At 65.3% G+C, this 19,007-nt stretch carries 16 protein-coding genes; 9 read left to right on the forward strand and 7 right to left on the reverse strand.

Annotation, left to right across the window (positions count from 1 at the left end; genetic code table 11):
- Positions 1 to 356: 356 nt before the first annotated feature.
- The 4 genes from LI953_RS13855 (at position 357) to LI953_RS13870 (ending at position 5,652) form a co-directional block, all read left to right on the forward strand.
- Complete coding sequence (locus tag LI953_RS13855) at positions 357 to 1,025, forward strand: recombinase family protein (protein WP_227076687.1); 669 nt, start codon at positions 357 to 359, stop codon at positions 1,023 to 1,025.
- A gap of 104 nt (positions 1,026 to 1,129) precedes the next feature.
- Positions 1,130 to 1,513, forward strand: a complete 384-nt coding sequence (locus LI953_RS13860) for a hypothetical protein (RefSeq protein WP_227076688.1) — start codon at positions 1,130 to 1,132, stop codon at positions 1,511 to 1,513.
- Positions 1,514 to 1,707: 194 nt separating this feature from the next.
- Entirely contained in the window at positions 1,708 to 3,099 is a 1,392-nt protein-coding gene (locus LI953_RS13865) for a hypothetical protein (protein ID WP_227076689.1), read from the forward strand.
- 186 nt (positions 3,100 to 3,285) lie between these two features.
- Complete coding sequence (locus LI953_RS13870) at positions 3,286 to 5,652, forward strand: YecA family protein (protein WP_227076690.1); 2,367 nt, start codon at positions 3,286 to 3,288, stop codon at positions 5,650 to 5,652.
- A 137-nt stretch (positions 5,653 to 5,789) separates the two neighbouring features.
- Here LI953_RS13870 and LI953_RS13875 read toward each other — a convergent pair whose 3' ends face one another.
- Both LI953_RS13875 and LI953_RS13880 read right to left on the reverse strand, forming a co-directional pair.
- Positions 5,790 to 7,175 carry a tyrosine-type recombinase/integrase gene (locus LI953_RS13875; RefSeq protein ID WP_227076691.1) on the reverse strand — a complete coding sequence of 462 codons (1,386 nt, stop codon included), beginning with the start codon at positions 7,173 to 7,175 and terminating at the stop codon, positions 5,790 to 5,792.
- Between the two features lie 191 nt (positions 7,176 to 7,366).
- Positions 7,367 to 8,968, reverse strand: a complete 1,602-nt coding sequence (locus tag LI953_RS13880; protein WP_227076692.1) for an APC family permease — start codon at positions 8,966 to 8,968, stop codon at positions 7,367 to 7,369.
- A gap of 267 nt (positions 8,969 to 9,235) precedes the next feature.
- Between LI953_RS13880 and LI953_RS13885 the strand changes: the two genes are divergently transcribed.
- The 3 genes from LI953_RS13885 to LI953_RS13895 are packed head-to-tail and all read left to right on the forward strand — an operon-like array spanning position 9,236 to position 11,406.
- On the forward strand, positions 9,236 to 9,451 hold the full coding sequence (locus LI953_RS13885; RefSeq protein ID WP_227076693.1) for a hypothetical protein: 216 nt from the start codon (positions 9,236 to 9,238) through the stop codon (positions 9,449 to 9,451).
- A 9-nt stretch (positions 9,452 to 9,460) separates the two neighbouring features.
- Positions 9,461 to 10,741 carry an amidohydrolase gene (locus LI953_RS13890; RefSeq protein ID WP_227076694.1) on the forward strand — a complete coding sequence of 427 codons (1,281 nt, stop codon included), beginning with the start codon at positions 9,461 to 9,463 and terminating at the stop codon, positions 10,739 to 10,741.
- Positions 10,738 to 11,406 carry a trimeric intracellular cation channel family protein gene (locus LI953_RS13895; RefSeq protein ID WP_227076695.1) on the forward strand — a complete coding sequence of 223 codons (669 nt, stop codon included), beginning with the start codon at positions 10,738 to 10,740 and terminating at the stop codon, positions 11,404 to 11,406. The genes LI953_RS13890 and LI953_RS13895 overlap by 4 nt, the downstream gene beginning before the upstream one ends.
- A 21-nt stretch (positions 11,407 to 11,427) precedes the next feature.
- On the opposite strand, the gene LI953_RS13900 is transcribed toward LI953_RS13895, so the two are convergent.
- Positions 11,428 to 11,697: a hypothetical protein gene (locus tag LI953_RS13900; RefSeq protein WP_227076696.1), complete on the reverse strand. Its 270-nt coding sequence runs from the start codon at positions 11,695 to 11,697 to the stop codon at positions 11,428 to 11,430.
- 148 nt (positions 11,698 to 11,845) lie between these two features.
- Positions 11,846 to 12,757, reverse strand: coding sequence for a LysR family transcriptional regulator (locus LI953_RS13905; RefSeq protein WP_227076697.1), 912 nt, complete (start codon positions 12,755 to 12,757; stop codon positions 11,846 to 11,848).
- A gap of 108 nt (positions 12,758 to 12,865) precedes the next feature.
- Here LI953_RS13905 and LI953_RS13910 point away from each other — a divergent pair, with 108 nt between their 5' ends.
- Both LI953_RS13910 and LI953_RS13915 read left to right on the forward strand, forming a co-directional pair.
- A complete protein-coding gene (locus tag LI953_RS13910; RefSeq protein WP_227076698.1) occupies positions 12,866 to 14,425 on the forward strand; it encodes a proton-conducting transporter membrane subunit in 1,560 nt (519 codons plus the stop codon).
- Positions 14,426 to 14,443: 18 nt separating this feature from the next.
- Positions 14,444 to 16,813 (forward strand): YbcC family protein, encoded by a 2,370-nt coding sequence (locus tag LI953_RS13915; RefSeq protein WP_227076699.1) that lies wholly within the window; start codon positions 14,444 to 14,446, stop codon positions 16,811 to 16,813.
- Here LI953_RS13915 and LI953_RS13920 read toward each other — a convergent pair.
- From LI953_RS13920 to LI953_RS13930, 3 genes are all read right to left on the reverse strand, one after another.
- Positions 16,789 to 17,823 carry an NAD(P)/FAD-dependent oxidoreductase gene (locus LI953_RS13920; RefSeq protein WP_227076700.1) on the reverse strand — a complete coding sequence of 345 codons (1,035 nt, stop codon included), beginning with the start codon at positions 17,821 to 17,823 and terminating at the stop codon, positions 16,789 to 16,791. The two genes, LI953_RS13915 and LI953_RS13920, sit on opposite strands and share 25 nt — an antisense overlap.
- Positions 17,820 to 18,179 carry a thiol-disulfide oxidoreductase DCC family protein gene (locus LI953_RS13925; protein WP_227076701.1) on the reverse strand — a complete coding sequence of 120 codons (360 nt, stop codon included), beginning with the start codon at positions 18,177 to 18,179 and terminating at the stop codon, positions 17,820 to 17,822. Before LI953_RS13925 ends, LI953_RS13920 begins: the two co-directional genes overlap by 4 nt.
- Before the next feature lie 94 nt (positions 18,180 to 18,273).
- A complete protein-coding gene (locus LI953_RS13930; protein WP_227076702.1) occupies positions 18,274 to 18,930 on the reverse strand; it encodes a DUF6134 family protein in 657 nt (218 codons plus the stop codon).
- Positions 18,931 to 19,007 lie beyond the last annotated feature (77 nt).

Consider the following 19,007-nt stretch of genomic DNA (forward strand, 5'->3'; position numbering starts at 1 on the left):
CAATAGACAACTACAACAACAACCTTAAGCCCGTTTTTTGGAATGCTTTTCCCGGACACCCGGTGGGGTCGTTTTCCGTCGCTCGGAATCTCACCGCGTCTCGCCGGTTTGCGCGCGGCGGCTGCGTGTCTGACGTGGTGTTGCATCGGCGCATTCGGTGTGGGTGTGATCGCTGTTGCGGCAGACGCTGACGGCGGCGATAGCTGACGCGCTCGGGCGCGTAGCAGTGACCATGCCAGCCAGTGGAGCCGAGTCATGCGTTCCCGGAATCCCACCGATTCCATTTCGACTCGAGTCAGCCAGATTCGGTCGTGTCACAACCCTGACATCGAACGATGGCTGAATGGTGAGACGTTATGGCGGATGGTAAGTTCATCTCATACCTACGGGTCTCGACGGCGAAGCAAGGCCAGTCGGGGCTTGGCTTGGAGGCGCAGCGCGCGGCCATTGCTGGCTACCTGAACGGCGGTCAGTGGGCGCTGTTGCAGGAGTTTGTCGAGGTCGAGAGCGGCAAAGACAATGACCGGCCCCAGCTGGTGGCCGCTTTCGAGGCTTGCCGCCTGACGGGGGCCAAGCTGCTGATCGCCAAGCTGGATCGCCTCAGCCGAGACGCCCATTTCTTGCTCGGGCTGGACAAGGCCGGGGTTGAGTTCGTGGCAGTGGATATGCCCAACGCGAACCGTCTCACGGTCCACTTGATGGCCGTCATTGCCCAGGGCGAGCGTGAGATGATCTCAGCCCGTACCAAAGCGGCCCTGGCGGCGGCAAAGGAACGCGGGACGGTCCTTGGCGGCTTCCGTGGAGGTCCGAAGGTGGATCATAGGCAGGGGACGGCGGCGCTAGTGAAGCGGGCCGACGACTTCGCCGCCAGAGTGGGGCCGATGATTGCGGGCATGAAGGCGGAGGGCCTCAGCCTCGGGGAAATCGCAGCTCGGCTTAATGAGCGTCAGATACGCACAGCGCGCGGCGGCGCGTGGGTGGCAATGACTGTGAAGCGGGCGCTGGACCGCCACGCAAAAGGATAGCCCGCCGTGGCTGGGGCGGCTGTGGTCCCACATGTTGGGGCCTGACACCAGCCAACACTATATCTTGCGGTCGAATTGCGACGTGATGTCAAGATATAGGCGTTATGTTGCGTGCCGTAACAAGAGAAGTGAAAAGCAAAATGCACAATTCTGCATCTGATACCGTGACCATGCCCATGCTGGTCCTGCGTCGGGCCACGGCAATGGCGAATGGCATGGGCCTTCCCGTCACCTATTGCCTCGAGGATGACTATGATTACCTTAGTGTCCCCGACACGGCCCCGCAGTTCCCCGAGGAAGACGACCTCATTCCGGCCCGCTGGTCCCTTGCAATGGCCGAGGATGGTCGCTGGATCGTGGGCGACGCCGGGCGTTGGAATTACATAGAAGTCCATGTCCCGTCCTCCCTTGCGACCCACAACACGCTTGCCGATGCTCTGACAGCAATCCGTGAGGCCCGCGCGGCGGCGCTACTGGCTGACGCATAAGCAGAACACAGAGACGGCATCGGCGGGGGCTTGGGGTGCCCTGAGCTTCGCTGGAGTCGTCCTCATCCTTGGTCATCCCCCGATGAGGGAGGGGCGAAGGCTGGCCGCATGGGGCTTGAAGATAACCAGGGAGGCAGTAGCCGGTTCTTCAAATCATCATGCGGCCTGTCTATCAGGGTATGGATTATTAGGAATTGATGGTGATGGACGGCTCAGAGACACCCGACGGCACCGAGGCGTATACGAAGTACGAATTGACCCTGGCAGACGCCTATGAGGCCCGTCCGCTGTCCTTGCTGCATTTTCCTAAGACGCTGGAAGCCCTGGCGCTGGTCGAGGCCGTGACGGCGCAGGTTGCGGCTCAGGAGCAGCGCAAGCGGCCCCGTGGTGCCGGTGAGACGGGCAAGCTCCAAGAGGCGGTTGGCGCTGTCCTTGGCGGTGTTCTGACCGTCGCGTGGAAGGCCGAGGGGCTGGTGTACCGCTCCATGAACAAGAATAGCTTCGTCGGGGAAGTAGTCGCCTATCGGCAGGCTGAGGCGGCATTAAATGGCCTGGAGGCGCTAGGGCTGATCCGGCGCTATTCCGGCGTGCGCTACGAGTGGGGCGCGGAACTTGATGGCCCGGCGCGCTGGGAGGGCATTGCTGCCCGTTTCGGGGCCACAGAGGCGCTGAAGACTCTGGCGGCGTCCCATGGCATCGCCCAGGATAATGTCGGCGCGGCTTTCGATATCCGATGGCCGGTCAGGCCGCCCAAGATACGGGCAAGCGTCATCCTGCGCCCATTGGCCTCGAGGCTCCCAGGCGAGCGGGCGAAGCGAGGGAACGCCACTATTCCGCTCGACATGGAGGACGCCAAGGTGCGGAAGCTGGTCGACGAGGTCGAGGCCGCCAATGCTGTCCTGGCCAAGCACAGCTTTGAAGGCTGCACGCCGCCCGCGCTATATCGAGCCTTCCGGGGGGATTTTGGCCTTGGCGGGCGTTGGATCACGGCGGGAACGATGTCTATCCAGCAAATGAGCGCCGCCGCGCGGCTGAAGATACGGATTGACGACCATCCCGTGGTCGAGGTGGACGTGAAAGCCAGCCAATTAAGCATCCTCGCCGCCTGTGCCGGGGTGAAGGAACTGACGTTTGATGATCCTTACAGCTTCCCAGATGCGCCTTGGAACCGCCTGCCAAATGCACGTGAGATCGTGAAGAGCTTGGTCGTCGCCGCCCTTGGCGCAGGAAAGCTGCCCACACGCTGGCCCAACGGCATGAAAGGCAGGCTGGGCGTGCCGAACAGTGTGCGCCTGGGGGACATCACGGAGGCCCTAGCGGCGCGCTTTCCGTTCCTGAAGCAGCCCCACGCGGTGCTTGGCGTGGCCCCGGAGGTCGTGGCGTTGCGGCTTCAGGCATTGGAGGCCGACGCGATCACCGCCGCCTTGGGCCATGCCTGGGGCCGGGATATTCCCGCTGTCCCGGTCCACGACTCCATTATTGTCCCCCAGGCCGCCGCGCGGATGGTCGAGGCGGACTTGCGGATGGCATATCGTGTCCGCTGCAATGGGGCGATTGTCCGCACAGTGAGTAGTGTCTCAGTTTGAATTTCTGGGATCGACCCCAAACAGACGACAATCGCCTCGGCAGGGCTACTCAGAAGCGGATGCTGATTCGGGTTCGCTATGCTGCATCGACGGGCGCCCAATGATCCGGGACCAGCTCACTGAATGTTCCCTAATTTACGCAAGTTGCGTATCATGGTCGCCATAGAAGAATGAGAATATGCAATTATGGATGAGCAAAAGCAAAAGGAAATCTCTGCGTCTTTGTTGAAAGACATGGAGGCCACAGCAGCTCGAATGCGCGAGCTGATCGTCGCCATGCCTCCGTATGATTTGCTCGGCTATATCTACGCCCAGCACATGATAAAAGCGATGTCAGACCAAAGCGTCGCCGACAATCAAAGCGAAGCGGACGGCCCGGACGACTTGATCAACGACAACCAGTTCCTGCTGGAGTACGTGCACGCGGTGCTTGCGTCAGACGCTGCTCCTGCGGACGTGACATTCGACGAAGCCCGATGCGCTGAGCTGTTTGAACTTGGCCGCAAATTGCGAGAGCAGGCCATATTTTTTGCCATGGCCACGTCCGCCAATACCAAGGACGGCGTCTTTGGCCCCGATACGGCCGACATTGAATTGCACGCGAAATCGACCTGGGTCATGCTACGTGGGAACCGCTACCAAGTCTTGGAAGGCGAGTTCTACCGCTACGTTTTGATGCCTCACGATGATGCCTTGAAAGAAGTGTACGGCGTCGGCTCTTCCGATATGGCGGAAGGTTTCCAGGCCATGGCCGACGCCACGCGTTCTGGGCATGCCGAAGCTATCACGGAGATGATGAAGCAGCTTGAGGCGGCTCAGGCCTTCGCTACTGCGCAGGACAAGCCTCTGGAAGACGTCATGGAGGCATGGGTTGCGGCCAATTCGGAGCAATCAAAAGCCGCCGGGCGGGCAATGGACGACATGTTTCGGGGCGGCATCGCCAATGTGAGCCGTCACACGAAGCTGCCCTCGACACTGTTGGCGGACTTGGCGTATCGGCGCGGAGAAGAAACAGAGTTCTTCGCAGCGGGCGATTTTTCGGGGACACCCTACCGAACTCTGCCCGCCCGGAAGAAGCCCCTAATACAGCTAGGATCAGACTACTACGCCGTCGATCCGTGTTTCACCCGCGACGCGGGGTATCGTGCGCTTCTTTACAACCTTCTGCAGCGAAAGCCGGACTACAAGAAAATTTTTGAGGGTCGGCAGAAGACGATGGGCGAAGCTGCCTTCGCCGACATTCTTGCCGCCCAGCTTCCCGGAGCCACGGTTTTTCAGGAGGTCTATTATAAAGACCCCGCCAGCAAGCAGTGGTCCGAAAACGACACCCTCATTCTGGTCGATGACGTGCTGTTCCTGGTTGAAGCCAAGGCGGGTGCGGCTGCGACCATCGCATCGCCAGCGCTTGATTTCGGCCGCCACGCCCAATCCCTGCAGGACTTGGTGCTCAAGGCCTACAAGCAATGTGAGCGTTTCTTCAATTATCTGAATTCGGCGGATGAAGTGCCACTCTACCACTTGGTGGACGGCAAACACAAAGAGTGCGGCCGCGTCCGCCGCTCAGACTACCGCGTGATGGTGCCGATCGGGCTGACGGTCGAGTCGTTCTCGCCTTTTTCGACATATTGCAAGGAGCTGCCGCAGGTTGTTCCGTTACTTGGAAGGCATGCCTTCGTCTCGCTGTCCATCGACGAGCTATTCGTGCTCAAGCGTCTTTTGCCTACACCCGGCGAGTTCGTCCACTACATGGAGGTGCGGCAGGCCGTGGCGGGGATGCGCCGCGCTTATCTCTTCGACGAGTTCGACCACCTGGGCGCGTACCTGAAGAAGAACCGTTTCGATCAGGACATTGCCGAGCAACTGAAGGGCGGCAAGGTGAATATGCTTATCTGGGACGGCATGAGCGACATCGTCGACAGGAGCTTCGAGGGTGAGGACTGGGAAAGCAGACCGTTTCCGACGCAGGACTTCCCGGAGGAGGTGCTGAAGCTGCTTGGGGCGCTCGATGCCACCAGAGCACGCGGGTGGCTTTCGGCAGATAGCCATATCCGTGACCTTGGAGATGAAGGCCGGAGTAATCTGGCCAAGATGCTGTCCGACCTTCGCCAAACCCTGAACCAGCATCCCGCTCGCTACTTTGCTTTGGTCGGCGACAGTGAGCCGCTCTTCGTTTGGCTTCAACAACACGACCACCAGATTGACTGGACCAGAGTAAATGACAAGGCTAGTGCAGTTGCGTTGGCCGTTAAGGCTTCTAGCGTCATCGGCGTCGTCGCAGAGGTTAGTGCAGACGGAACCTATCACGAGGCGCAGTCTTTCGCGGTTCACGTGCCGACAGAGAGAACGGAAGAGAACGCCCACATTTACGCGGATGCCGCGCGAATGGCCCAACCCGCACGCGGGGTGAAGCTCAGCCAGCCGAAGCATGTCGTCGCTCCTGTGAAGGCCAAAAAGCCGGGGCGGAATGTTCCGTGTCCGTGCGGCAGCGGTATAAAGTATAAGAAATGTCACGGCCGTTCCGATTTCCCCCCCAAAGCGAAAAATTCGAACTGAGACACCACCCACAGTGACGGAGATGGCACGGGAAGCCGTTTCCCGACTCACAGAGCCTTGCTGGAGTCGGTGGGCCGCCTGGGCGGTGTGGGGTAGCGGCTGGGCTGGGCGAGTCTGTGAGCGGTTCTGGAGGGCTTCTAGGCGGTGGGCAGTTTCACAGCCTCGACACAGGCCCGCTCGATGTCCTCGCCGGGGCCATGATTGTACCGGCCATCGGTGATGGTTTGCTGGGCATGGCCGACGATGCGGGCCACCACCGCTTGGTCAGTATGGCGGCGGGCCTGGGTGATGAACCAATGGCGGAAAGAGTGGAAGTTGATGCGGTCCTGGCGGTCGTCCTCATTGGCCTTGTCGGTGACATCCAGGGCAAGGCGATAGCGGCGGAAGCGTTTGGAGAACGGCGCAGACCGTCCGTGGTCGGTGCGCTCGGCTTCGTGCATCAAAAAGGCATCCGACGCTTTGCCCTGAAGCCGCCGCGCGACGATGGCCGCCAAGTGGGAATGAATGGGAATGGAGCGACGCGCGGCGGCGGTCTTACCCTTACGGACAAAGAAGCGCTGGTCTTGGCAGTCGGCCACCTTGAGCTGGTACAGCTCGTTGAGACGCATTCCCGAGAGGGCCGCGAGCCGCATCGCGTCGTGCATCTCGGCGTCGGCTTCCCCCGAGAGCAGGCACAGCATCTCGGCATCGGTGTAGGCGCGATGGTGGTCATCTTCGCCGGTGCTGCGGTGCGCCAGGGCCAGGGTTTGCCGGGACCAGGGATCAAGTTCGATGCCACGCCGCCGCCGTAGCCAATTCCAGTAGGAACTGACAGCGGATATGCGGCGGTTGGTGGTCCCCCGTCGCTGGTCGGCCTTGTCCAGTGCCAGCACCCACCGGCCCGCCACCTGCCGGGTCACGCTTTCGACTAGCAGGGGGATGCCCTCGGCCTTCAGCCAGTCAGTAAGGCGCTGAACGTCGGCCCGGTACATAAGAATGGTGCGCGTAGGGTACGGCCCACGCTTGCCGCCTTCGGCCAGCCATTCCTCGACAAAAGCTGTGAGCGGCGTTGCCGTACCATGGGCGAGACCGGCCAAGGTGCTGGCCTCCGTGGTCCGGCCTTGGTGGAAGTGGAGGGCTTCCAGCCGGTCATGCAACGCCGTTCGGGCCACCTCAAGGGCGTCTTCCTGCGGCGTATAGGGGCGCTCAGGCTCATTTGGGTACGGACCAGCGGTGGAGCGGAAGGCGCTGACCATGTCCGGGTCGTTCCGTTCAATGCGTTGCAGGGTATCGCGCCACGCCAGACCCTCCTCGACGATTCCCAGCGCCTCAGTGGTTCCGGCTTCTTGGCCGTCGATTTGGGCGCGCCACTTGGCGAGGTATGACCAGCGCCGTGCCTGGGCTGTAGCAAGGTCGTGGGTTTGCAGGCTGGCGGCGAAGCGCGGCTTGCCAATGGTCTTGCGGAGCTTTCGGGGGACGTCGAGGACGGCCCACCATGTCCGGTGACGGAGGAGGAGCCAGCGTTGATCTGTAGTCGGTGCCATACCGCAATGCCCATACAGGTTCGCCCATACAGGTCAACCATCAGATGCCATTGAAATTCAATGGTTTCATGGCGTTGTCGGTCGGTGGGAATCCCCTCCCGCCGGGGACGCCAGCAAAATCAATGGGTTAAAGGCGCTTCTGCGTGCCGAGGGCCACTCTTTGCTGCTTTCGTGCCGTCTGTGGCGCGATGTCACATGGTCCGCTCCATGCGGATCATCAGCTCCGCCGTTTCCGCGGCGGGCAGGGCCGAGCGCAGCGCCAGCACGATCACGAGCAGGCTCCATAATGCGGTGAGCGCCACGCCCTGCCAGAAGCCGAGCAGGCCGTAGCCGCCGCCAATGCCGCCGAGCGCCGAAATCAGCCAGATGCCGCCGAACCAGGGCAGCAACCAAGCAATATAGCGCCAGCCGAAATCCGCCGCGGCTTTTTTGGCGATGAAATGGTGCTGCGCGGCATAAAGCGAGAAGCCTCCGGCGATGACCAGGAACAGCACGGAATTGGTGCGGAAACCGGTCCAATAGATGATCCAGTTACTGCATACGAAGGCGAGCGGCGCCAGAATTTCCGCCCCCTTGAGCCGGAACGGGCGCGTCAGCGTGGGCTGGCTGCGGCGCAGCACCAACAGCACGATCGGCCCCAGCCCGTAGGTGAGTACGGTGGTGGAGGTGATATATCCGACCATCAATTGCCAGGCTGGGAAGGGCAGAAGGAACAGCACGCCAACGGCCCACATCACCACCACAGCAAGCCAGGGGGCCTGAGCCTTGTTGAGCGCGGTGAGCCATTTCGGGCCGGTGTCGGTCTCGCCCAGGGCGAACAGGATGCGCGCGCCCGCGGTGAGATACATTAGCCCGGTGCCGCCCGGCGAGATGTAGGCGTCAACATAAAGCAGCGTCGCCATCCAGCCGAGGCCGAGCGCCGCGGCGATGCCCGCGAACGGGCCCGCCTGGCCACTGAAGCTGAGATGATCCCACCCATTGGCGAGGTCGCCCGGGCTGAGCGCGAACAGGAAGGCGACCTGCAGCAGCACATAAAGCACCGCCGCGAGCAGCACCGAGCCGATCACCGCCAGCGGGATGTTGCGGCCCGGGTTGGCGGTTTCGCCGCCAAGATCGATGGCCGTGCGGAAGCCGAGGAAGCTGAAGATCACGCCCGCCACCGGCAGCGCGGTGAAGATGCCGTCGAACTGGTAGGTGCCCGGTGCGGCGGCGGTCACATTCCAGCGGCTGCTGGCGGCGATGAGCACGACGACCGTGAGCAGCGGCACCGCGATCTTCCAGATGGTCACGGTGGAGTTGATGCGCAGCAGCAGGCGCACGGCGAGCAGGTTGAGCAAGGCGAGCAGGCCGAGCAGCAGCGCGCAGACCACGAAGCCCGTGAGGGTGAGCAGGCCGCTGCCGCCGGGCTGGATGAAATAGGGCAGGTAGTTATTGGCGTAAGTGACGATCGCCTCGCCCTCAACCGCCGGGACGGGGACATAAGCGAGGAACAAAATCCACCCCCAGATGCGCCCCAGCCCCTCGCCATGGCTGGCGTGGCTCATATGCACCAGCGCCCCGCTGCGCGGAAACAGCGCCGCCAGCTCGGCGAAGCACAGGGCGATCAGCATGATGATGGCGGCGCCAACCACCCAGCTCCAGATGCTGAGCGGCCCGGCCAGGCGCGCGGCGTGGTAGGCGCCGAACAGCCAGCCCGAACCGACGATGCTGGTGGTGCTGGCGAAGAGCAGGCCGAAAAAATGCACGTCGCGCTTCAGCTTGCCGGATGTGGCGGGGGCGAGTGATGAGTCCATGATCATTCCCTCAGGCGTTCATGCCGCCCCCGGCCTCGCGGCCCAGGGGCGGCGGCTCCGTGTCACGCGCCGGCGTTTGGCAGACGTTTTGTGGCACAGGGAACCGCGTGTTTAACATAATCGAATAAAACATGTACGCGGCTTTCACCGGCGGGGGCAAGCACGGGAGGCGCGCCGCGCGCGGGGCAATCCTGCCCAGGCTGCGCTGGCCAATTTTTTCTGGCCGGGGTTATCTCTAGGGGCGTCCATATCAGGAGAGTACCGTTCATGTGTAGAAACTGCGCTGATGGCGCCTTCCAACTGCCGCAGGAGCATGCCCGCGTGTTGCAGCTTCTGGCTTTGCTCGAACACCCCGACGCGCTGCCGCGCGACGATGCGCTGCGCATCGCCAGCGGGCTGCTGGCCTGGACCGGCGCGGCGGCACCGCGTTTCCGCTGCGAGGCGATGGCGATCCCCGCCGACGCCGTGGCGGCCATGGCATAGGAGAGAGAAATGTCCGCAGAGCTTATGTTTCAGCGCTTGCCCGCCCCCTCGCCCGCGCTGCTGGCGGAACTGGAAACGGCGTATCGCGATTTGCATGCGAACCCGGAATTATCGATGCAGGAGCAGCGGACGGCCGGCATCGCCGCCGCCTGGCTGCGTGCGCAGGGCTACGAGGTGACGGAAGGCGTGGGTGGCACGGGCGTGGTTGGGCTGCTGCGCAACGGCGACGGCCCGGTGGTGCTACTGCGCGCCGATATGGACGCGCTGCCGATTCGTGAAAGCACCGGGCTTGCCTATGCGAGCGCGCGCACCGGCATCGACCGTTTCGGCCAAGCAACTTCGATCGCCCATGCCTGCGGGCATGATATGCATGTCGTCTGGCTGATGGGGGCAACGCGCATCCTGGCCGAAAACCGCGGCGCCTGGCGCGGCACGGTGATGGCCGTGTTCCAGCCCGGCGAGGAGACCGGCCAGGGCGCGCGGGCGATGATCGAGGACGGGATGGTCAAGCGCTTCCCCAAGCCCGAGGTGTGCCTGGGCCAGCATGTGATGCCGGTGAAGGCGGGGGATATAGGCTGGCGGAGCGGCACGGCGCTCGCGGCGGGCGATAGTTGGGAGGTGACGCTGTTCGGCCGGGGCGCGCATGGTTCGATGCCTCAAAAAAGCGTGGACCCGGTGGTGATGGCGGCCTCGGCGGTGATGCGCCTGCAAACCGTGGTGTCACGCGAGGTTGCGATGACGGATTCGGCGGTGGTGACGGTGGGCACGCTGCAAGCGGGCACGAATGAGAACATCATCCCCGACCGCGCGCTGCTGCGCTTGAATGTGCGCACCTTCAAGGAGGATGTCCGTGCGCGCGTGTTAGGCGCGATAAAACGCATCCTGGATGCCGAGGCCGCGGCCTCTGGCGCGCCGCAGCCTCCCGTCTTTTCGGTTCTCAGCGAATTTCCGCTCACCCGCAATGACGAGGCCGCGACAAGGCGGGTGGTGAAGGCGCTGGAGCAGAGCCTGGGCAGCGAGCGCATGATGGAAATCGGCACCGCCAGTGCGAGCGAGGATTTCGGGCTGTTTGGCACGGCGTGGAATGTCCCCTCGGTGTTCTGGTTTGTTGGTGGAACGGATCCGGAGATTTTCCGCCAGGCGCAGGCGGCGGGGAAGCTGGATGAACTGCCGGCGAACCACGCGCCCAATTTTGCGCCGGTGATCGACCCTACGCTGCGCACGGGCATCGAGACGATGCTGGCCGCCGCCGCCGCCTGGCTGCAACCCGCCCCGGCGGAGGCGGTATGAGCGCAATTTCACCCGCGGCGCTGCTGCATGGGGCGATGCCGCCTTTGTTGATGGCGGTACTGGACTGGGTGGGTACGCTCGCCTTCGCGCTCAGCGGCGCGTTTGTGGGCATGCGCAAACGGTTCGATCTGTTCGGCGTGCTGTTTCTGTCATTTGTGGTCGCGGTGGCGGGGGGCATGACGCGCGATGTGCTGATCGGCGCGGTGCCGCCGGCGGCGATCACGCAGATCCATTATTTTCTGATCTCGATCGCGGGCGGGCTCGTCACCTTCTGGTGGTATCCGCGCGTGGCGACGCTGAAACAATCGATTTTGCTGTTCGACGCGGTGGGGCTGGCGCTGTTCGCGGTGACGGGGACGCAGAAGGCGATCGCCTATGGCATCAACCCGCTGATGGCGGCGATCCTGGGCATGATCACCGGCATTGGCGGCGGCATTCTGCGTGACGTGCTCGCTGGGGACGTGCCCTTCGTGCTCAGGGCCGACCTCTATGCCATCGCGGCGCTGGCCGCGGGGGCGGTGGTGGCGCTCGGGCATGGGCTGGGGCTGGCGCCGTCGCCCTCCATGCTGCTGGGCGCGGCGCTGTGCGTGTTCCTGCGCCTGATGGCGATGTATCGGGGCTGGCGCGCGCCAGTGGCGCGGTGGCGGGGTGACGAGACGCCCTAAAGCGAGGCGTCCCGCCCGCCATTAATCGTCATCGCCTTCGTCGTCATCGTCCTCATGGTGCCGCCAGCCGTAAGGTGGGGCGCCGTAATAGGCGGGCGGGGCGGTGTAAACGGGGCGTGGCGCGTAGTAATACGCAGGCGGCGGTGGCGGCGGCGGCGGCTGATAATAGGCGGGAGCGGCAAACCCGAAAAATACGCGCAGGCCGCCATCTTCGTCGGCCTTGGCGGCGTTGGCGCTGCCGATGAGAAGCAGAGCGACGGCGGCGCCGCCGGCCAGAGATTTAAGCGTCATGGTCACCTCCTGCGCCCGTCCGGCATCGATTGCCGAACCCTGGGCACAGTTGTGTGTTTGCCAGGGCAATGTGCCGAAACAAGGCGCAGTTTGTAGCGGAAAAATGGCATTCGCCGGTGTGGAGAGCGTTTGCGGCGGCACCGAGGCGTCAGGGCCGCCGCATGAGTGCGCTGCCCACGGCGTTGGGCTGCTCAAGCAGTAACTGGCCCAGCAGAGGGTTGGGAAACCGCCGCTTCTGCACGATCGCGTAAAATGTCTCGGTCAGGTCCGGCACCCGACAATGCTCGACGAGTACGCCCGCCGCCAATTCGTCGCGCACGACGATCGGCGGCACCAGCGTCAGGGCGTCGCGCTCACGGGCCAGCAACCTGAGCATTGCCATGTCGTCAACCTCGGCCAGGATTACGGGCCGGATCCCGGCGAGGTCCAGCAGCCGGTCGAAGCTGACGCGAATTTCGCTGTCCAGACTCGGCAGAAGCACGGGCTCCGTGTGTAGATCGTCGGGAAACCGGAATTTGCGTCCGCCGGGCCGCGGGTGGCCGACGAGGCTGACCGGCTGTTCATTGAGCAGATGATTGCGCAGCGGGGAGTGCGCGTCGCGCGGCGCGGCGCTGTTGGCCAGAATGACATCAAGCGCATGCGCTTCCAACTGGGTCAGCAAATCCCGCATGTTGCCGGAGCGGACGATGAGGTCCACATCCGCGCGCCCCACCAGCGGGCGCAAAAACTCGATCTGGAAATTCCGTGATAGCGTCGTCAACGCGCCGACTCGGAGAACCTGCCGGCTGGCGATCGGCTGGCCGCGCAGGGTGCTCATCAACTCGTCCCCCGCCTTGAACACCGTGTCGGCGTAGTCGAGCGCGATCTGCCCGGCCTCGGTCAGCACGAGTTTTTTGCCCAGGCGCTCGAACAGCTTGTGGCCTATCTGGTGCTCAAGCTTCTGGATCTGCACCGACAGCGCCGATTGCGACAGATGCATCTGCGCGGCCGCGCGGGTCAGGCTGCCCTCATGAGCGACCGCCCAGAAATAGCGCAGATGGTTATAGTTCAGGTCGCGCATCATATTCTGTTTAATAGAACGATATATTCTAAACAATGAATTTTTATAAATGATCTGGCTTGGGTACGAGGACCCCTGAACTGAATAAGCGTTGAAGGGGACCCATCCGTGCTGATCGACTCTCTGCCATTGCTGGCGCCTGTGCCGTTGCTGCTCGCGGCGATGGTGGGGTTTCGCGCCGTTGGACCGCGGCCGCGGCATTTGCCGAAATTGGCCGAGGCGGCGGCGCTGCTCTCATTCCTGGTGGCGGTGGGGTCGCTGCTGGCGCTGTGCTGGCGCGGGGCGGGGGAGAGCCCGTGGCTTGGCATGGGCGGGGCAGCGCTATCGGCGCGGCTGGATGCGGTGAGTGTGGCCATGCTGCTCCTGGTCACGTTCATCGGCTGGGTGGTGGTGCGCTATACGGGCGGCTATCTTGATGGCGAGGCCCGGCAAGGCCCGTTCACGGCGTATCTGTGTCTGACTTTGGCGTCCGTGCTGTTGCTGGTCACAGCGGGTAATCTCGTGCAGTTGCTCGGCGCCTGGGTTTTGACCAGCCTGTTTCTGCATCGTCTGCTGCTGTTCTATCCCGAACGCGTGGCGGCAAGGCGCGCCGCGCGCAAAAAATTCATCACCGCGCGCCTGGGCGATGCCGCGCTGGCCGCCGCCGCCGCGCTGCTCGCGGCGGCCTATGGCACCACGGATATCGGCAGCATCCTGGCCGCCGCACGCGGTGGCGCTGGCGGGGGGCTGGCGGTTGCGGCAGCGGCGTGTCTCGCGCTTGCCGGGGGGCTGAAATCCGCGCAATTTCCCACTCATGGCTGGCTGACAGAAGTCATGGAGACGCCCACCCCGGTATCGGCGCTGCTGCATGCCGGGGTCGTCAATGCGGGCGGGTTTCTGCTGGTCCGTTTCGCCGATGTGATGTTGCTGGCGCCGGGCGTGCTCGCCGCGCTGGTGGTGGTGGGCGGCTTCACCGCGTTGTTCGGCAGCCTGGTGATGCTCACGCAGCCCGCGGTGAAGACGTCGCTCGCCTGGTCCACGGTGGCGCAGATGGGGTTTATGATCTTCGAGTGCGGGCTGGCGCTGTTTCCGCTGGCGCTGCTGCATATCGTCGCCCACTCGCTCTATAAGGCGCATTCCTTTCTTGCGTCCGGCGGCGCGGTGGAGCGGGTTGCCGCGATCGGCCGGCCAGGGCCGGTCGCCATTCCGGGCGCGCGCGCGGTTGGCCGGGCTTTTATGGTGGCAGTGGGGATTTATCTCGCGATCGGCGGCGCGTTTGGCTTTCAGCATAAATCCCCGCAGGCGATTGCGCTCGGCGCCATCCTGATCTTCGGCGTCGCCTATATGCTGGCGCAAGGCTTCGCCGATGCCGCGCCCAGGGCGCTGACGCGGCGCACCGCCGTTTATGCCGTCGCCACCTCCAGCGCCTATTTCGCGCTCCAGATGCTGGCGGCGGGGCTCACCGCCGGGTGTCTGCCGCCCCCGCCATCGCCTGAGGCGCTGCAATGGGCGCTGATTGGGCTGGCCGTGGTCAGTTTTGGCCTCGTCGCCATTGTCCAGGCGATGTTTCCGCTCTGGGCCTATCACCCGGCTGCCGCTGGTTTGCGGGTGCATCTCTCCAACGGCTTTTACGCCAATGCCGTGTTCAACCGCCTGACTGGCGGCTGGTCCGTCCGCCGCGCATCCTGATCCATCTGGAGCAAGCTCATGTTGCAAATCTCTTTCGCCTCGCCGCTGCACCTGCAGATGGTGAAGGACAAGGCGGACCGCGCCGCCCGCGCCGTGCCGCCGATGTGGCCCCTGGCCTCCAGCGTCGCGGTCAATCCCTTCCTCGGGCAGGCCGGGGAATGCTTGGCCGAAGCGGGCGCGCGGCTGGCGCGGGTGGCGGGGGCGCCGGTCACCATGCCCAGGGGCTGGTATCGGGGGCGGATCGCCTCGGGCGATATATCCGACGCGGACCTGCTGGCCGCCTGGGAAAACGCGCCGGCCGGGCTGCGCCCCGTCGATTTACCCGCCCTGAAAGCCGCCGCCGCGCACGATGCGCCGCCGCCCCACGCGCTGCCCTGCGTGGCGGATCTCGCCGCCGAGGCCGCGGGCGTTGATTGGCCGGGGCTGATCGCCGAGCGGTTTGGCGCCTGGGCGGCGGGGTATTTCGACCAGGGGCAGGCGCTCTGGGCGGCGCCGCGCGGCAAGACCGCCTTCGCTGCCTGGCGCGCGGTCGCCATGCATGATCTGACCCCGGAGATCGCGGGACTTGGCGGCTTCGCCCGGCATGTTTTTGAGGCGCCCGAAGATGCGGCTCAGGCCATCGCGCGGGCCGTCGAGCGGCTCGGCCTCAGCGTGGCGGCGCTGGAGACTTATTTCCATCAGCTGCTGATGACGCTGGGCGGCTGGGCGCAATATGCGCGTTACCAGCTCTGGCAAGCGGAACTCGGTGGCGGAGCCGATGAGACGATCACGGATTTGCTGGCGATCCGGCTGCTGTGGGAGGAAGCGTTGTTCCTCCGTTATGAGGCGCGGATTGCGCAGGCTTGGGCGCGGGCCTGCAAGGGCCACGAGGCGCCGATCGCGGCCACGCCGGAGCTGGTGACCGATGCCATCCTGCAGGACGCCGCCGAGCGCGCGGCGCAGCGGACCCTGGCCGCTACGCTCGCCCAGGATGCGGCTCCGGCAATGGCCGCGCCGCCGGTTTTGCAAGCGGCGTTTTGCATCGATGTGCGCTCCGAGGTGTTCCGCCGCGCGCTGGAGCGTCTGGAGCCGCGCATCCAGACCCTGGGCTTCGCCGGATTCTTTGGCCTGGGTACATCGCATCGCCGTTTCGCCTCGGATGCCGAGGAGCGGCGGCTGCCGGTGCTGCTCAATCCGGCGCTGAGATCCTGCGCCGGCGGGCCGGAGAGCGCGGCGGCGGACCAGTCGGCCCGCTTCATGGCGCGGGCGAAGCGCGCCTGGGGGCGGTTCAAGCTGGCGGCGGTGTCGTCTTTCGCCTTCGTTGAGGCAACCGGTCCGGTCTATGCGGCCAAGCTGGTGGTCGACGCGCTTAGCCTGCATGGCGTCGCAGCACCGCATGATCCCGCGCCGCGCCTCACCCCCGCGCTCGGCCTTGAGGCCCGGATCGCCGCTGCCGGGGCCGTGCTGCGCGCAATGTCACTGACAGCGGGCTTCGCGCGGCTCGTGCTGCTGGTCGGGCATGGGGCGAATGTGGTCAACAACCCGCATGCCAGCGCGCTGCATTGCGGGGCATGCGGCGGCTACTCGGGCGAGGTGAATGCAAGGCTGCTGGCGGCGCTGCTCAACGATCCGGAGGTGCGGGCGGGGCTGGCGCCGATGGGGATCGAAATTCCCGCCGATACGCTGTTCGTGGCGGCGCTGCACGACACGACCACGGATGCGGTGACGCTGTATGCGCAGGACCACCCCGCCCCCGCCCATGCTGAGGATTTGGCGCGGGCGCGGGACTGGCTCGCGGCGGCGGGTAAGCTGGCGCGCGGCGAGCGGGCATTGCGCCTGCCCCGGGCGCAGAGCGGCGGCGCGCTTGCCAAGCGCAGCCGGGACTGGGCCGAGACGCGCCCGGAATGGGCGCTTGCCGGGTGTCAGGCCTTCATCGCGGCGCCCCGGGCGCGGACGGCGGGCAAGAATCTCGCCGGGCGGGCGTTTCTGCATGATTATGACTGGCGGCAGGATGAGGGATTCCGAGTGCTGGAACTCATCCTGACGGCGCCGGTCGTGGTCGCAAGCTGGATCAGCCTGCAATATTACGGCGCGACCGTTGCCCCGGCGATCTTTGGCGGCGGCAACAAGCTGCTGCACAATGTCACTGGTGGTATCGGCGTGGTCGAGGGCAATGGCGGGCTGTTGCGGGCGGGGCTGCCTTGGCAGTCGGTGCATGATGGCGAGCGCTACATGCACGAGCCGCTGCGCCTGAGCGTCTGCATCGAGGCGCCTCAGGACGCAATCGTGGAGATCCTGCGCCGCCACGATGGCGTCCGCGCCCTGTTTGATCATGGCTGGATGCATCTGTTCGCGCTCGATGAGAGCGGGCGGATGGTCTGGCGTTATGAGGGCGCGGCGGCGGGGTGAGCTTCCGGCGATGAGGTGAGGTCGGGGCAGAGGCGCAGCACCGCCTCTGCGGTTTCCAGCCCGGAGAGATAGGCGGCCTCGACGCGGCCGTGATGCGTCCAGTCGCCGCACACGGCCAGGGTTTCGCCACCATCCGCCAGCGGCGGGGCGGCGGGCGCGGGTGGGCAATTGGCGTAACGCCAGCGGTGCAGATCGCTATGCGCGGGCTCCAGGCCGTGGCCGAGAATGGTCTCCAGCTCGGCTTGCATGGCGGCGCGCACGGTTTCGGCGGGGCTATCCATATGCGCTTCGGCCCAGTCGTTGCGCGAGAGCGCGACGAGGCCGGGGCCGCCCTCATGCCCTGGCCGCGACTGGCAGAGCGAGAGCCAGCTCAGCACCTCGCCGCGGATGATCGCGGCGTCGAACCCCGGATCGAGCGGCGCGGTCAGGCCCAGCATGAGGGCGTAGCAGCCCTGCATGTCGGCCGAGGCGGCGCGGGTGCGCAGGGGTGAGTCGCTGGGCAGCAACGCCGCGGCCTGGGGGGCGGGCAGCGCCAGCACGACAAACGCAAAGGGGCCGAAGCGGCGGCCCGCGTCGTCAAGCAGCGCCCAGCCCCGACCAACCCGTTCCAGCGCCGCGATGCGGGTGTTTTGCCGGACGTCCAGCCCTGCCGCCCAATGGGTGGCGAGCGCGGCCATCCGCCCGGTGGCGACGTAATGTGGCTGTTCGTCAGCCCAATCGCGGCGGTGCTGGGTGCGTCCGTCCTCGATCTCGGCGAAGCGGCAATGCCAGGGCTGCACGATGCCCGCCGCGCGCAGCCGCCCCACCTCGGCCATGAAGCGCGGGGCGCGGGCGGTGAAGAATTGCGCGCCAAAATCGAAGGCGAATCCCGCACGCTGGCGGTTGGCAAGGCGGCCTCCGGGGCCACGGGCCTTGTCGAAGACGGTGACGGCGCAGGTCTGCGCCAGCCGGCGCGCGGCGGTGAGCCCCGCCACCCCGGCGCCGATCACGGCGATTTCCGGGCGGCTCATGCGCGTGTCTCCGCGCGGCGCCAGAGCGGACGCAGGCGCAGGAAGGCGCGGTAGCCAAGCTCCGCGCCCCACAGAACAGGGGGCAGGGAGAGCAGCGCCCCCGCCCAGCGAAAGCCCGGCAGGCGGGACCAGATGAGCGCGAACGCCGCCGCGCCGCTGACCAGCGCGCCATCTTCGCGCCGGGCATGCAGCCGGGCGAGCGCGCTGCCGCGTGTCAGGCCAGGCGCAACTTGGGGCCCGGCGGTGGAGACATCCTCCCAGGCCAGCGCGTCGGCGCCCGGGCGGTGGCGGTAAAACCCGATCTCCCGCGCGCAGACGGGGCAGGCGCCATCGTAATACACAACGGGTTTGGGCATTGGTTTTACCTATGGGGCGGATGACGGCGAGGCGGTCGGAGAGGGAATAGGCGCCTCGACCGCGAAGCGGCACCGCCGGGCGCGCGTGGGGGAGTTAAACATCGCGGCGCAGATAATGGATCTTGGAGCCGTCCTTGCCGGTGAAGCCAAGCGCGCACCAGCTCTGGCCCGCGCCATACCAGAGGTCGATTTTGGCGTCGCCCGAGAGCCGGTAATGTTGCCCTGCCACTGTCGTGCCATTGGCGGCGGGCACGGTTTCCTCGCCCAAGGCGGCCACATGCGGGTGCAGCAGCTTGCCGTTATCGGGGTTGATCCACGGGCCGTTCAGTTCCGCGATGTTCCAGTGGGTGGAGGGCAGCGCGTTGGCGGGCGCGATGTAGCGCGCGGTCCCCGAGCCTTGCACCATGAGCCCGGCGGGCGACAGATCGGCGCGCATGTGGTCGGCCCTGCCGTTATTGTTGGTGGCGGTCTCGATATGGAACATGCGCCCGCCCTGCCATTGCTCGATGCCGTCCATGCGGTAATGGAACAGCCGGATTGGCCCGAAATACACCGCGATACGCACGGCGATGGTGATGGCCAGGGCGTCACCGGCCTGCGCGAAGCTGAGGGTATGGGTGCCGATCTGGCGGCCTTTGCGCCAGATCTCGAAAGCCAGCTGGTCCGCGGGCGGCACCGGCAGGGCTTCCGCGGCCCGGCCAAAGCCGGCAAGCAGCCCTGCCGCTCCCAACATCCATTGACGGCGCCGCATCATCAGTCTCCGCACGCTTTCCATCGTGAATTACGTGTTGACGCCGCGGACGGATCACCGGGGGGCGGAAATTTTTT

Source organism: Acidocella sp. KAb 2-4 (genome assembly GCF_020567705.1).
In the GTDB taxonomy this organism is placed as follows: Bacteria; Pseudomonadota; Alphaproteobacteria; order Acetobacterales; family Acetobacteraceae; genus Acidocella.

Coding starts and splice junctions, on each gene's coding strand:
- LI953_RS13855 (WP_227076687.1), top strand. CDS start 357: ATGGCGGATGGTAAGTTCATCTCATACCTACGGGTCTCGACGGCGAAG.
- LI953_RS13860 (WP_227076688.1), top strand. CDS start 1,130: ATGTTGCGTGCCGTAACAAGAGAAGTGAAAAGCAAAATGCACAATTCT.
- LI953_RS13870 (WP_227076690.1), top strand. CDS start 3,286: ATGGATGAGCAAAAGCAAAAGGAAATCTCTGCGTCTTTGTTGAAAGAC.
- LI953_RS13875 (WP_227076691.1), bottom strand. CDS start 7,175: ATGGCACCGACTACAGATCAACGCTGGCTCCTCCTCCGTCACCGGACA.
- LI953_RS13880 (WP_227076692.1), bottom strand. CDS start 8,968: ATGGACTCATCACTCGCCCCCGCCACATCCGGCAAGCTGAAGCGCGAC.
- LI953_RS13885 (WP_227076693.1), top strand. CDS start 9,236: ATGTGTAGAAACTGCGCTGATGGCGCCTTCCAACTGCCGCAGGAGCAT.
- LI953_RS13890 (WP_227076694.1), top strand. CDS start 9,461: ATGTCCGCAGAGCTTATGTTTCAGCGCTTGCCCGCCCCCTCGCCCGCG.
- LI953_RS13895 (WP_227076695.1), top strand. CDS start 10,738: ATGAGCGCAATTTCACCCGCGGCGCTGCTGCATGGGGCGATGCCGCCT.
- LI953_RS13900 (WP_227076696.1), bottom strand. CDS start 11,697: ATGACGCTTAAATCTCTGGCCGGCGGCGCCGCCGTCGCTCTGCTTCTC.
- LI953_RS13905 (WP_227076697.1), bottom strand. CDS start 12,757: ATGCGCGACCTGAACTATAACCATCTGCGCTATTTCTGGGCGGTCGCT.
- LI953_RS13915 (WP_227076699.1), top strand. CDS start 14,444: ATGTTGCAAATCTCTTTCGCCTCGCCGCTGCACCTGCAGATGGTGAAG.
- LI953_RS13920 (WP_227076700.1), bottom strand. CDS start 17,823: ATGAGCCGCCCGGAAATCGCCGTGATCGGCGCCGGGGTGGCGGGGCTC.
- LI953_RS13925 (WP_227076701.1), bottom strand. CDS start 18,179: ATGCCCAAACCCGTTGTGTATTACGATGGCGCCTGCCCCGTCTGCGCG.
- LI953_RS13930 (WP_227076702.1), bottom strand. CDS start 18,930: ATGCGGCGCCGTCAATGGATGTTGGGAGCGGCAGGGCTGCTTGCCGGC.